General features: G+C 57.4%; 10 protein-coding genes. 5 read left to right on the plus strand and 5 right to left on the minus strand.

What is annotated here, in order from left to right:
• The first annotated feature begins 20 nt into the window (after positions 1-20).
• Entirely contained in the window at positions 21-1,883 is a 1,863-nt protein-coding gene (locus ACTG39_RS00640) for an AsmA family protein (RefSeq protein WP_439105580.1), read from the plus strand.
• Here ACTG39_RS00640 and ACTG39_RS00645 read toward each other — a convergent pair.
• Together ACTG39_RS00645 and ACTG39_RS00650 are read right to left on the minus strand one after the other, a co-directional pair.
• Complete coding sequence (locus tag ACTG39_RS00645; protein ID WP_439105581.1) at positions 1,880-2,185, minus strand: glycine zipper domain-containing protein; 306 nt, start codon at positions 2,183-2,185, stop codon at positions 1,880-1,882. The two genes, ACTG39_RS00640 and ACTG39_RS00645, sit on opposite strands and share 4 nt — an antisense overlap.
• A 162-nt stretch (positions 2,186-2,347) precedes the next feature.
• The gene (locus ACTG39_RS00650) at positions 2,348-3,988 is read right to left on the minus strand and encodes an amidohydrolase family protein (RefSeq protein WP_439105582.1); all 1,641 of its coding nucleotides are present in this window, start codon (positions 3,986-3,988) and stop codon (positions 2,348-2,350) included.
• 176 nt (positions 3,989-4,164) lie between these two features.
• On the opposite strand from ACTG39_RS00650, the gene ACTG39_RS00655 reads away from it, so the two are divergent.
• Positions 4,165-5,154 carry a nucleoside hydrolase gene (locus tag ACTG39_RS00655; RefSeq protein WP_439105583.1) on the plus strand — a complete coding sequence of 330 codons (990 nt, stop codon included), beginning with the start codon at positions 4,165-4,167 and terminating at the stop codon, positions 5,152-5,154.
• Positions 5,151-5,897 carry a hypothetical protein gene (locus tag ACTG39_RS00660; RefSeq protein WP_439105584.1) on the plus strand — a complete coding sequence of 249 codons (747 nt, stop codon included), beginning with the start codon at positions 5,151-5,153 and terminating at the stop codon, positions 5,895-5,897. The genes ACTG39_RS00655 and ACTG39_RS00660 overlap by 4 nt, the downstream gene beginning before the upstream one ends.
• 18 nt (positions 5,898-5,915) lie before the next feature.
• Here the strand turns inward: ACTG39_RS00660 and ACTG39_RS00665 are convergent, their stop codons facing one another.
• Positions 5,916-7,859: an N-acyl-D-amino-acid deacylase family protein gene (locus ACTG39_RS00665; protein WP_439105585.1), complete on the minus strand. Its 1,944-nt coding sequence runs from the start codon at positions 7,857-7,859 to the stop codon at positions 5,916-5,918.
• A gap of 111 nt (positions 7,860-7,970) precedes the next feature.
• Here ACTG39_RS00665 and ACTG39_RS00670 point away from each other — a divergent pair, with 111 nt between their 5' ends.
• On the plus strand, positions 7,971-9,440 hold the full coding sequence (locus ACTG39_RS00670) for a protein adenylyltransferase SelO (protein ID WP_439105586.1): 1,470 nt from the start codon (positions 7,971-7,973) through the stop codon (positions 9,438-9,440).
• Positions 9,441-9,506: 66 nt separating this feature from the next.
• Positions 9,507-11,132, plus strand: a complete 1,626-nt coding sequence (locus ACTG39_RS00675) for a tRNA-dihydrouridine synthase (RefSeq protein WP_439105587.1) — start codon at positions 9,507-9,509, stop codon at positions 11,130-11,132.
• A 95-nt stretch (positions 11,133-11,227) separates the two neighbouring features.
• Here the strand turns inward: ACTG39_RS00675 and ACTG39_RS00680 are convergent, their stop codons facing one another.
• Positions 11,228-13,450, minus strand: coding sequence for a molybdopterin cofactor-binding domain-containing protein (locus tag ACTG39_RS00680; RefSeq protein WP_439105588.1), 2,223 nt, complete (start codon positions 13,448-13,450; stop codon positions 11,228-11,230).
• The gene (locus ACTG39_RS00685) at positions 13,447-13,920 is read right to left on the minus strand and encodes a (2Fe-2S)-binding protein (RefSeq protein WP_439105589.1); all 474 of its coding nucleotides are present in this window, start codon (positions 13,918-13,920) and stop codon (positions 13,447-13,449) included. Before ACTG39_RS00685 ends, ACTG39_RS00680 begins: the two co-directional genes overlap by 4 nt.
• Positions 13,921-13,972 lie beyond the last annotated feature (52 nt).

Here is a 13,972-nt window from a genome sequence, read left to right on the forward strand (position 1 = left end):
TCTAATTGAAGGTCTTAAGCATGCGCATAGTTCTGTGGATTCTGGCTGTCCCGGTCTTACTCATTGTTCTGGCGGCAATTCTGATACCGCTCTTTCTTGACGAGAAGGCCCTGGTGGACATCGTGGCAAAGCAGCTACAAGAAGAAAGCGGCGCGGTTCTTCGCGTTGATGGCGATGCCTCGCTCTCGCTGTTTCCCAAGGTCGCTCTGGCAGCCACTGATGTAAGCCTCGATGTGCCCGAAAGAAACACCCGCATAGTGGCGAAATCCCTGTCCGCAGGCGTAGCTCTTATGCCTTTGTTCAAAAGCAGCGTCGAGATCGACAGTATTCAGGTGCAGGGGCTTACCGTAACGTCTGAAGCTGTGGACGAGGAAGCCGCTAAAGCAGAAGCCATGGACACCTCAACACTGAGCAATGCAGAGCTTGAAAAATTCTATACACTCAGGGCCCAAGTACGCGCTAAAGCACAGGCAGAGGCTGCCGCGACCATGATAGTCGCACCGCTGGCCTTAGAGGTCGGCGAGCTTTCCTTGAGCAATATCAAAGTGATTACCGTAGACAGCGCTGGTGTCCCCATCAGCGAACTTCAATTGCGACAACTCACCGCCAAGGATTTCAATCTTGATGGCCGTGTGGTGCCGTTAACCGCTGACGTCATCATTCCGTCGGGCGACGATGCCCCGCCCCTGGAAATCACCCTTGCCGGCGAATTCAGGACCGATCTCAATGCAGAAAAGCTCAGTCTGGATAGCCTGAATGTTCGAGTCACGGGCGCCACGCCTGATGCCATTACACTGGGCTTGAGTGGCGAGTTTGCACTGGATACCCAGGTCGCGGACCTGAGCCTGGAGCTGCAAACCGGCGATCTGAAAGGCGGCGGTACCCTGCGCTATGCCAGTTTTGAGAGCCCCCAGATTGATGCAGATCTCGCCCTTACGGAGCTTAATCCCGCGCTTCTTGTTCTCGCCGGACCCGATGCTGCTGCGGAAGTCGCGCAGGATAACGTGCCTTCGGTCGGGTCCACGCCGCTGCCCCTAAACGCTCTCCGCATGATCGATACCCGCGCGAAGCTTCGCATCGATAGGGTTATCCTCGATGCCCACGAGCTCACCGATGTCAGCGCCGCTTTGCGGGTGGTAGACGGTGTGGCAACACTCGACCCCGTCTCTGCCCGGGTGCACGGCGGTGACATCAACTTCTCGGCGGTGTTCAACGGGCGCTTCAACGTCGCAACCCTCGCCACCGAGGGTGGTGTAAAAGCACTGGATGTAGCGCAGGCAGTATCTGCGATGGAGCTGGGTATGGAAGCACGGGGGACGGCCAATCTCGATTGGTCCCTCAGCGGCTCTGGCTCCAGCAGTGATGCTCTGACCCAGTCCCTGACAGGGCCTATTAGCTTCACCACTAAAGACATCACACTGGCCGGCATCGGTATAGAGCAAATGTTCTGCACGGGCGTGGCGCTGGTTAATCAGGAGTCCTTAAACGCAGAGTTTCCGGGGGATACCCACTTTGACGCCTTGGAAGCAGAAGTGATGTTAACGAACGGCGTGGCAAACTTAAGTCCCCTCACGGCGCAGCTCGCTGCGGTAGGGCTGCAGGGCAATGGCACGCTGGATTTGGAGTCTCAGGATCTGCGCGCCAGCTTTCGCGCGCAACTGTCCCCGGCTTTGGGAGAGTTAGATCCCGCGTGCAGAATCAACGAGCGCTATACCGATCTTCGCTGGCCCGTGGAGTGTAAGGGCAACCTCGCCGATGATCCTGCAGGATGGTGCGGTGTCAACACCAGCGAAATCATCAAGGACCTCGCGGAAGGTGAACTCAAACGCAAGGCCAGCGATGAGGCCGGAAAGCTATTCAACAAGCTCTTTGATCGCGGTTAATTCAGTACTCGGTAGCCGCGGCCGCTGAGGCAGCGCTTCACAACCCTGACCTTGTCGCGCTCCCCCTCAGAGACGCCTTTCGCGCCTCCCGTAACGGCGCCTACCCCGGCACCTCGAACCGCACCCTCGGTGCTATCGCGAACGATAGCGCCCACGGCACCACCGACAACCGCACCGGAGGCCGCGCCTCGGGCAGCTTTTTCCCCCGTGCGCACCTCGTCTGCGTAGACTTCGCACTCCGCTTTGTCCGCGGCGTACTTAGCCAAATCGACACCCTTGCGGTCGATAATGATTTCGTCCATTGTGGTGCAGCCACCTAGACCGCTCCCCACACAAACAGCCATCAATGACAGGCTAAGGAGCTGTTGCCGAGCCGATAGATACATAGAGTGCGACCTCTGAACTGGGAGAGATAGGAGCTTCTACGCAGCAAAAGCCCTTTTCTGTCGGACGACATATGCCTGTCAGGGTTCCATTTTTTCTGCCGCGACCAGCTCCCGCACATCTTCAAGGAGCATCTTGGCATCAAAGACGATCCCATCGCGCACGGTGTAGCGAACACCGCCTACACGCTCTACGGACCCAGTCTCACGATTTAAACGGCGGTGACCCGTGCCATAAAGCAGTTTGAAATTGGCTAAGGGATTCTCATCCAAAATAACCAAATCCGCTTTTTTACCCACTTCAACCGTACCGATCTCCCGGTCAAGGCCCAACAACTCAGCGCCATCAAGTGTTGCTGCCTTGATCACCTCCAGGGGATGGAAGCCCGCTTCCTGGAGTAACTCAAACTCGCGGATGTACGCGAAACCATAGACTTTGTAGATAAAGCCTGCGTCCGAACCCGCAACCACACGACCACCGGCGTTCTTGTAGTCGTTTACAAACTTCATCCAACGCTGGAAGTTTTGCTTCCAGTCGATTTCCTTTTGCGTGGTCCAGTCAAAAAAGTAGGACCCGTGGATATCAGGATCTGCTTCGAAAGCCCGCGCCATGTAAGACGGTACGTAGTCCTCCATCCAGTCCGCATTGCGAGCCCGCATGAGGTCACGGTTAGCTTCATAAATAGTGAATGTGGGCGACAGCGTGAAATCCAGGTCAACGAGCTCAGCAATGGTACGTTGCCAGGTTTCAGACCCCGGAGCCGCGGCCTGTAACCACAAGCGCCCTGCTTCGCCAAAACGATCCTGCTCGTTGCTGTAGTTATAGTCGTGGGGGTAGTCCTGAATGACACGATCATCAAACATGGCTTCCGGAAGACCGTACCAATGCTCCATGCTATCGAGTCCCAGCCGGGCGCTGTCCAGGACATTGGTCTGCACCACAGACAACTGAGCGTGGTGATAGGAGGTTTTCATGCCCAGACGCTTGGCTTCTTCCATAGCCGCGGCAAAGGGCTCAGCCCGGGCGCCGCGAAATTTCACCCCGTCGGCGCCACGTTTGCGCACGGCCTTTACCCAGTCCCGGGCCTCGTCCGCGGTCGCCGTGGACGGCGGAAACATTGCATGAACCCGCATGCGAGGAGCACTTATCTCCCCTGCAGCAGCCATCTCCCGATGCTTGATCGTCCAGCCCAATCCCATAACCGCGCCCACATCGCGCACCGTGGTTACGCCATGCGCAAGCCACAGCTTAAGGACATATTCTGAGTCGGTGAGTGCGCCCGCCTGAGCATGTCCGGGCGTTCCCAGATGCGTGTGCGCATCGACAAAACCCGGAAGCACGTAGCCCCCGTCGACATCGATAACTTCAGCACCCGCAAGCTCCGCATCGTTAGCGTGACCACCATGAATCGAATGAATACGATCTCCACGCACTTCAATAGTCACTGGCCCTCTTGGAGGCGCACCGTTCCCCACCACCAACATCGCGTTCTGGATTAACAGACGATCAAAGGGGCCTTGCGCTTCATCACCGCGGATTGGTGCAAGCTTTGGCGGCGCGAAGCCCGCCGCGAGGGCCCCCGCAATGTTTTCCTCTCCCGGCTCAGGCCGGTTTTCTGCAGCCGTCGCCATCATCATAGGCAGGGCAACAAGCAAACTGACCAGGGAAAAAGCCGTGCCAGCCGAAAGTCGGGCATCGTTGCGAGTGCGCGTTCCAAGCATAAGGGTATCCTCACAAATCATCTCTTGCCACTTTAGCAAGAAAACCGCGTTCAATTTTTTAAGCCTGAGGAGTGTCGCCGTTATACTGCAAAGCCAAATTCATTACTCTTGTCAGCCCTCTGTGGAGTTCAAAGTGACAGGCGTCTGGCCGATACGATGAAAGTTACCATCCACTTATGATTCGACGACGGCAGTTTACAAGCGCAGGCCTGCTTTTACCTTTTGCCACCGCAGGCTCAGCACGGACGCAAGTGGCTGCAAAGGCGCAAGCGCATCCACAATCGCAAGCTGCCCGAAAGGTACTTCTGGATACCGATATTGGCAGTGACATCGATGATGCCGTCGCATTAGCTTACCTGCTCCGCCAGCCGCGTTGTGAGTTATTGGGTATCACCACGGTAACCGGTAACGCGCAGGGCCGCGCCCAATTAGCCGCTGCGCTTTGCAAGGTCGCCGGCGCACGCGTTCCTATCTACCCGGGCGCGGAAAAGCCGCTGATTGTCGAGTCGATGCAGACCCAAGCGCCACAGACCCAACGACTCACAGACAGGCAGCCGGAATTTGTCGATAACGAAGCAATCAACTTCCTCCGCGATACGATTCGCGCCCATCCCCATGAAGTCACGCTGTTAGCGGTGGGGCCCCTGAGCAATATAGCAACGCTGTTTTCCCAGGATCCCGAAATACCAAATCTATTGGCCGAGCTTGTGATTATGGGGGGCAAATATTCTGACTATCCGACGCCCTGGGGCCCCACCGAATGGAATATTATCGTCGACCCCCATGCCGCCCAGCAGGTACTCGCCTCTTCCGTACCGCAGATCACTGCCACGGGGCTGGATATCACCTGGCAGGTCAGCATGGGGCCGGAGGAAGTCGCTAAGCGATTCAGGCAGGACCCGCTTCTGGAAGTCGTGCTGGATTGGTCAAGCGTCTGGTTCGCCGAGCGCGATCTTCTGCATTTTCATGACCCTCTTACAGCGGCCACGCTGTTCAATCCGGGCCTCTGTCGGTTTCAGTCTGGCGATGTACACGTAGACCTAAAGAGCGAACCCACCCCCGGGGTCACCTCCTTTGTCAGAAACCCGGCAAGCACTACGCGAGTGGCTACCGCCGTCGATGGTGAGGCGTTCTTCAAGGAATACTTTGGCGTGTTCGAGGGATGAAAACTCTGGTCTTACAATCACAGCGACCGGGGGTTCTTCCGGCCTGGCAACGGCGCTGCTGCGACTCGGTACGCGCCTGGTCCAAGGCGAGAGGCTTTGACTACAATTTTTGCGGCGACGAACTTTTTCGGCCGCTTCCACCGGCGCTTCGGGAGAAACTGAGGGTACAACCAGTGGTCGCTACCGATCTAGCGAGGCTGCTGCTGATGGGGGAGTCCCTTCGCGCAGGATACGAGCGCGCCATCTGGTGCGACGCGGACCTGCTTATCTTCCGAGACTTTGAACCTTTGTCCGCGGATCACAGCTTTGGACGCGAGGTATGGGTTAAGGGCAGGGACGACGGGATTCATAGCTATCGTAGGATCCACAATGCCTGGCTGCAGTTTACCGTCGACAGCCCCATACTCCCCTTCTATATCGACCGCGCAAGCGCAATGCTCGAGAGAGTAAAAATGCCCGTGGTGCCCCAATTCATTGGCCCCAAATTACTGAGCGCATTACATAACATCGTGGGATTCCACGTCGAGGAACGCGTGGGCATGCTGTCGCCGCTATCCATGCGGGACCTTTTGCGAGGAACCGGACCGGCCCTCACAGAGCTCACCAGTACACACACAGAGCCCCTGTGTGCGGTCAACCTCTGCGCGAGTTACGTGGATAAAAGCAGTGACGGCGTTTGCCACAGTGACGAGGACTACAGTGCGGCCATTCGCGCACTGATCGCTCCCAACTGCCCGCTATAACGCCGCTTATCGACAACCTCAGGCAGCGCGAAGCGCCCTGCCCAGGGTCTGCTCACCCAGTGCCTGCGTAAACTCGCCCTCTTCCCAGACCAGTTGCCCGCGGATCATGACTTCTTTCACGATTGCAGGAGGACGATTGACCATTTGGTGATGTCCAAAGAGATCCCTGAACACATACTCGCGGGTGTCGTTGCAGTCCCAGCCTCGCAGAACTTCCGGATCAATGAGCACGATGTCCGCCTGGGCGCCAAGATCCAGCGTACCCACATCAATATTGAAAAACTCCGCAGGCTCCCGGGTCAGGCGCTTCACCATTTTGGAAACCATCGCATCGCCCTGCTGCTGAGCGAGTTTTAAGGACATGAGGTTGCCGTCAAAGAAGGCCATATTGGTCAGATGGGCGCCAGAGTCGTTGAAGCCGGGCAATGCCTGGGGATGCATGAGGTAATCCATGGTCGCGCGGTTATCAATATTGGATACATCCGCCCAATAGCGAAAACTCTTGTCATAGCGGCGCATCAGGAAAAGCATAAAGTCCGCGTCCGTCTCAGGCCGCTTGGTAAGGGACGCAAAGGCTTCTCGCTCTGCATCGGATCGAGCCTGAGCGCTGTCCCCATCCATAAAGCGTAAGAGCCGCTCATGGACTTTATCGAAGGACTCTCCGTCCCAATCGGATACCGGCGCACCGTCGAACACTAGGCGATGTAGATCGCGAATCACCAAATGATCCGGCATACCCATACGTGCTTTAAAGCTCGCCCAGTCGCCGCCGGTGCGGCCGTGCATCCAGTCGCGCCTGAACTGTTCTACCCATTGGGGATCATGCATCAGCGCATGCCGTCCCTCGACATCGTCGTACTCCAGAGCAATGAGCTGCGCGGTAGAAGGAAGCTCTTCGTAGAGCGGGCTGACAATGCCGTCAGACCACACACGAAAGTTAGTGCCCAGGGCCTGAAAATGCAGACTGCCCTTGAATAGCCAGCTGTTCATGAGCTTGGCAAAGCCCAAAAATGCCTTGGTAGCGCGGGGTGCCAGCACCAGCTCCATAGCCGATAAAGCCGACACTTTGAGCGTCTTTTTGAACAAGCGGCCGCTGGTGAGGGTGAAGTACAGCAGCGCAGTGGCGCGGTTCTCAATAATCGGCGTGGTCTGCCACACGCGATTGTGTTTTCGCAGCACTTTCATGAGTCGGCGGAGCTCTTTAAAGCCGGCAAACTGTGTAGGAATGCGCTTGTCAGTATGCGGTTCATTGGAGAGATAGTGGAAGGGAAGACCATCCGTCGATAAGCCCAGGTAGCCCTGCTCCATGGCGCGGCCGAGGATCGCCTCCATCTCCTGGTATTCCTGCTCTGTGGGGTCGCGACTAATCGCGGCCTCCATGCCCATGACTTCGACACGGAGCATGGAGTGCGGGACGAACGCTCCCACGTTAGGCCCCAGGGGCATGTCAGCAAAGTGATCCATGTAACCGCCGGTATCCGACCAGCTAATGGCATCCACACACTTACGCAGCACCGGCTTGGGAATATTCTCGACCCGGGTAAAGCAGTCCACAATCGGGTCCTGCCCACTGTCATCCCTCTGATGGCCAAAACAGGTGCCGAGGCTACAGTTGCCAAAGAGCACAGTGGTGGTGCCGTGACGCACAACCTCGGGAAGGCGCGGATCAAGATCAACCTCAAGATCAAGATGGGTGTGAATGTCCAGCAAACCCGGCATGAGCCACTGGCCACTGGCATCGACGGTGCGTCTTGCAGGACCCTCTGGTAGCGCCGTACCTTTAGCTGCGATGCGCCCTCGGCGCACAGCGATATCCATGCGTCTTGGCAGCTCGCCGCTGCCATCAAACACCGTAGCGTTACGAAACAGAACGTCCCAGCTGAAGTCGTCGACCTTCTCCTGCCAGTCTCGCTCATTCTCTTCGTTTTGTTCGTTTTGCCCGTCGCTATCGACCAACTGCACCTTCAGTCTCCTGTCAGAATCTCCGGCGATAGTTGCCGAGAGGGCCAAGAAGGGTAACCATGCTGCTCACACAAACCAAGCCTAATTACTCGGGAATCTACCGGAGCATCCATGCCCATCCCCTTCGATAACAGTTTCGCCGCCCTGGGGTCGCCCTTTAGCACCAAGCAGCCGCCGGATCCGGTCAAAGATCCGTCGCTGATACGCGTCAACGACCGTCTGGCGACGGAGTTAGGGATTGATCCGCAGTGGCTTGGCTCTCAAGAGGGTATTGAGGTTCTGGCCGGCAATCGCGTCGCCGACGGCTCAGAGCCCGTCGCTGCTGCCTATGCGGGTCATCAGTTTGGTCATTTCAACCCTCAGCTGGGTGATGGTCGAGCGGTTTTACTTGGTGAAGTGGTAGATCAGCATCAGCATCGCTATGACCTCCAGTTAAAAGGCAGTGGACGGACGGACTGGTCTCGCGGCGGTGACGGGCGCTCCCCCCTGGGGCCCGTGCTTCGTGAATACATTGTCAGCGAGGCGATGGCTGCTTTGGGCGTGCCGACTACCCGGGCACTGGCCGCAGTCGCCACGGGCGAACCTGTGATGCGCGATGGCATAGAGCCTGGCGCGGTGCTGACCCGGGTCGCCTCCAGTCATCTACGCGTGGGAACCATGCAGTACTTTGCCGCCAGGGAGGACCGCCAGTCTTTGGCCACCCTCGTGTCCTATGTTTTAGAGCGTCACTATCTAGATAAAACAGGCGCTGAAAAACCTGCCGTTGCGCTACTGGAAGCGGTCATTGCCGCACAGGCCGCGCTGATTGCTCGCTGGCAACTATTGGGTTTTGTCCACGGAGTCATGAACACCGACAACATGCTGCTCTGCGGGGAGACTGTCGATTATGGCCCCTGCGCGTTTATGGAAGAATTCCATCCAGAGACCTTGTTCAGCTCCATCGATCAGCAGGGCCGCTACGCCTACTGCAACCAACCGGGCATAGCGCAATGGAATCTTGCGCGCCTGGCCGAGGCAGTTTTGCCGCTCATTAATGACGATGCGGACGCGGCGGTAGGAGAAGCAAAAACCGCCCTGTCACAGTTCACACCGTTGTTTGAGGAGGCCTATCAGAAAGGCTTGGCGAAAAAACTGGGACTTGGGGAATTGACGGGAACAGACATCACTCTCGCCGACGATCTATTTGCGGCGCTTCAGGAAGACCAAGCCGACTTTACTCTGGCGTTTCGGTTCCTCGCGGACGAAATCAACCCCGGCGGCGCCAACACAGGCGCCGGAGCCCTCTTCAAGCCCGGACAAAAACTCCTGGAGTGGCTGCCCCTGTGGGCGCAGCGACAGCAAGCTGAACCTGGCAAGGCTGAAGAAAAACAAAGCCGTATGTTTAGCGCAAACCCCGCCTTTATTCCCCGCAATCACCTGATTCAGCACGCCATCGAAGAAGGCGAGACGGGCAACTATGAGCTGTTTCATCGCCTCGTGAACCGACTGGCCAATCCATCCCAGTACAGTGCTGCCGATAGTGATTTGGCTCTGCCCGCGAAACCCCAGGAACGCGTTACGCGCACCTTCTGCGGGACCTGAGGCGACGTGGCCCGTATAATTGGCAAAACCCCATCAGTCACCCTCGCAATTTGAAAGGCACAGGCGTTGAGCATCGAATTTTTTGGTAAAACCCTCTCGGGCCCCTTCACAATACCCTCGGGCATCGTGACCACCGCGCCGTCGATCATTCAGTACTTCTTTGACCAGGTACCGCAGATTGGCGTCATAACGACCAAGAGTATTGGTCTGGCTCCCAAGACTGGAAATCGCGAGCCGGTGTATTCCCAGTACGCGCCAGGCTGCTTTGTAAACGCCGTCGGCCTGACAAACCCCGGTGCCGAAGCCGCACTGGCCGGTATCAAGGATCTAAACATTCCTGATGATCGCTTTTTGCTGACCTCAATTTTTGGCGGCAGTGTCGAGGAGTTCGTAGAGGTCGCCAAGTTATTGGCCCCCCACTCCGATGGATTGGAGCTGAACCTGTCCTGCCCCCACGCCAGCGGCTATGGCATGGCTATGGGTCAAGACCCCGTCGTGGTGGCCGAGATTGTCGCAGCGGTCAAAGCAGCCGTGGATGTTCCCGTTATTCCCAAGCTCACGCCCAACACGCCCGATATCGGCGCCATCGCTAAAGCAGCCGCCGATGCCGGAGCGGATGGATTTTGCGCCATCAATACCGTGGGTCCCGGCTACACCAGCTCCCATGGAGAGCCCGTACTGTCCAACGGCGTCGGCGGCATGTCCGGTAAAGGGGTTTTGCCTATCGCTCTGAAATGCATTCGTGAGATTCGCGAAGTGAGTGATCTGCCTATTGTGGGCTGCGGAGGCTTTTCCAGCGCCTCGGATGTCAACGCTGCCATGAAAGCCGGGGCCGATGTTATTGGCGTGGGCTCTGCACTGACAGGCATGAATAGCGAAGAAATCGGCAGCTATTTCAGGCAGTTAGAGAAGGATCTGTCCAATAACGGCGGGTTCGCCGAGGCAATGATCCGCTACGACATCGATATGAATTTTGAACCCGTGACGCTGGTGAAGAATCAACGGGTTTGCGAGGACATCGCGCTCCTCACCTTCGACCGTCCCATCAATATTCAAGCGGGAGAGTTCATTTATTTGTGGATTCCCGGCTTAGGCGAAAAGCCCTTCTCGGCACTGGTCGACGATCCCTTCACCCTTGTGGTCATTGATGTGGGCCATTTCACTCACGCGCTTATGGATCTTCCGACCGGAACCGAGGCCTATGTCCGTGGCCCCCACGGTGTGCCTGTTTCACCACCGGACGGCGCCCACATTATGGCCGTTGCCGGAGGTACTGGTTTAGCAGCGGTGTATCAAATCGCTCGGGACTTTGGGAACGCCGAGTTCTTTGTAGGGGCTCGCAGCGAAGAGCGCCTGTACTTTCTAGATGAGTGCGCCGAGGTTGCCGAAGTACATGTAGCCACGGACGATGGCAGCCGTGGTTATCACGGTCGCGTCACCGAGATGCTTCGCGAAAGACTGGCGGACATGAGTGCCGACGAACGGGCGAAACTTGTGTTTTACAACTGCGGGCCCGAGCCCATGGTGCGCGCCGCGATTGCCGTTCAACGGGAGTTTGTCGCCGAAGCACAAATCCTGAGCGCGGTGGATTACCTGACCAAATGTGGCGTGGGGATTTGCGGCGCCTGTGCAACGCCCGATGGACGTCGCATCTGTGTCGACGGGCCGTTCCTTAGCGATCTAAACCCGTAAACAAACTGAGAACGAGCGATTTATAGCCGCCGGCACATGGGATGCCGGCAGCCCGGCTTTTCACTGGGCTACCGCGCTAAGTCAGACGTCTGCGCCTAGGCGAGGGCCTGATCTTTCACTGGCAAATGCCGGATTCGAACACCCGTAGCGGCATAAACCGCGTTGAGTACTGCCGGTGCACCGACCGCGATAGTGGGCTCACCCACGCCGCCCCAGAATCCTCCCGATGGCATAACGCTAACCTCCACCTCGGGCATTTCTGCCAACTTAAGTGAGGGGTAGCTATCGAAGTTTTCCTCCACGACCCGCCCCTCTTCTACCGTGCACTCGCCGTAGAGTGCGGCACTCAGCCCGTACACAAAGGAGCCTCCGACCTGCGCTTCAATCTGCTGCGGATTGACCGCAAAACCCGGGTCCGTAGCCGCCCAGATCTTCTTCATCTGAAGCTTGCCATCGACAACTGCGACTTCGGCACAGCCGGCAACGTAACTACCAAAGGCCTTGCAAACCGCAAGACCCAAGCCGTGCCCTTCGGGCATCTCTCTGCCCCAGCCTGCTTTCCTGGCGACCTCCTCGAGTACTTTGAGGGCAAGGGGGCTTTCACTCAGTAAGTCACGGCGATAGTCGAGGGGGTCCGCACCGGCTTTGCGCGCCAGCTCATCAACAAAACTCTCCATGTAGAACACGTTTTGATTGATGTTCACGCCTCGCCAGAAACCCGGTCGGAGATGAGTATTCCGCATGGCGTGATCGGCCAGGAGGTTAGGCACCGAGTAGATCATGGCGTGATCGCCCTCGGGAGCCATGGACTGGAAGACCACGGGATCTTTCTCGGGCTCACCAAGAGCAGGTCTGAAGAACGCGAGAATCGATTGACCCGAAATACGCACGTGAAGCGCGTCGAGCTTTCCGTCATCGTCCATAGACGCTGTCATACGACTACGGGTTACCGGGTGGTAGTAACCCCGGCGCTGGTCTTCTTCTCGGCTCCACAGCAACTTCACCGGTGTACCGGGCATCTGCTTGGCAATCTCTACGGCCTGCTCTACGAAGTCGTGGGCGCCGCGACGGCCAAAGCCGCCACCGAGGATCATTCGATGCACTTCGCACTGCTCCGGGAAAAGTCCCGCTGCCGTAGCCACAGCTTCCAAGGCCGATTCGCCATTCTGGGTTGGCACCCATGCTTCACAGCGCTCTTCAGTCCACAAAGCAGTGGTATTCATAGGCTCCATGGGCGCGTGATTCTGGAAGGGGTAACTGTAATCGGCGGTCAAAGTGTTGCTGGATTTTGCCAGCGCTGTTTTTGCATCGCCGTGCTCATTACCTACAAAGGCATCATCAGCACTGAGTCCCTCTTCAAGCATTTGCTTGATACTTTCGCTGTTAACCTTACCGTCTTCGCCGGTCTCCCATTCGATAGTCACTGCATCTAAAGCCGTTTTAGCCTGCCACCAGCTGTCTGCAACAACCGCGACGGCATTGTCGCTCACAGCCACAACTGCCCGCACGCCAGGCATCGACTTGGCTTTACTGTCATCAAAACTGCTGCGCTTGCCTGTGTGCACCGGGCAGGCATGGATAGCGGCGTGCAACATGCCAGGCAGCATGACATCGGCGCCGTACTGCAGTTTTCCGTTGACCTTATCTTGAGTATCGAGCCTCGCAGCAGGAGTGCCGATAAGCGTCCAATCTTTGGGATCTTTGAGAGTGACAGAGTCCGGTGCACTCATAGTCGCCGCAGTTGCAGCCAACTCACCGTAGGTCATAGTCGCGCCGCTAGGACCGTGAGTCACAACACTGCTCTTGGCTGAACATTCCGCTGCAGGCACGCCCCACTCTTTACATGCCGCTGCGATCAACAGCTCTCGAGCAAGAGCTCCACCCTCTCTTACATACTGATGACTACCACGAATACCGCGACTGCCTCCCGTCGCAAAGCTGCGCCAGACCCGTTTGCGTGCGAGGCTTTCGGCCGGAGATGCGAACTCCCAGCTCACTTTGTCCCAGTCACACTCCAGCTCTTCGGCCACCATCTGTGCAAGGCCCGTGAGCGTGCCCTGGCCCATTTCCGCGCGGGCAATACGAATAGTCACCGTGTCATCGGGATCAATCACGACCCAGGCGTTAACCTCGGTTGCACCATCTTGAGCAACCGCGCTGGCACTGCCAAGGGGTAGCTGCATGGCCACCATTAGGCCCGCACCGGCCGCTGCCGATCCCACAACAAAGCGACGACGACTAATATCGACTACACCGGACTCGCCAGGCTGATCAAAGTCTTGCGGTCCCGTCTCTCCCAAGAGTTTTTTGAGGTTCATGACTGCGCTCCTTTGTCACTGCCAGCGATGGCAGCAGCTCGGTGAATGCCCTCGCGCACCCGAGGAAGGGTGCCGCAACGACAAATATTAGTCATACGCTGATTGATGTCTTCGTCACTGGGGTTGGGCACTTCAGCCAACAAGGCAGAGGCGGCCATGATCATGCCCGGCTGGCAGTATCCGCACTGGGGAGTGTCGATCTCTACCCAGGCCTGCTGTACCGGATGACTCGCATCCTCAGAAAGGCCCTCAATGGTCGTGATCTCTTTGCCCTCGGCTGCGCTAGCCGGATACACACAGGCCCGCATGGCTTTGCCGTCGACATGCACGGTACAGGCACCGCACTGAGCTATTCCGCAGCCATATTTTGTACCCGTGAGACCCAGATGATCTCGCAACACCCACAAGAGCGGCGTGCTGGGATCAACGTCCGCCTCCATAGATTTACCGTTAACCATTAATTTGAGCATGCTGCGTTCCTCTGTGGACGACTTACCAAGACTCACCAGACTATAGCGCACA

The sequence above is a fragment of the Congregibacter sp. genome, assembly GCF_965662665.1.
GTDB lineage: Bacteria > Pseudomonadota > Gammaproteobacteria > Pseudomonadales > Halieaceae > Congregibacter.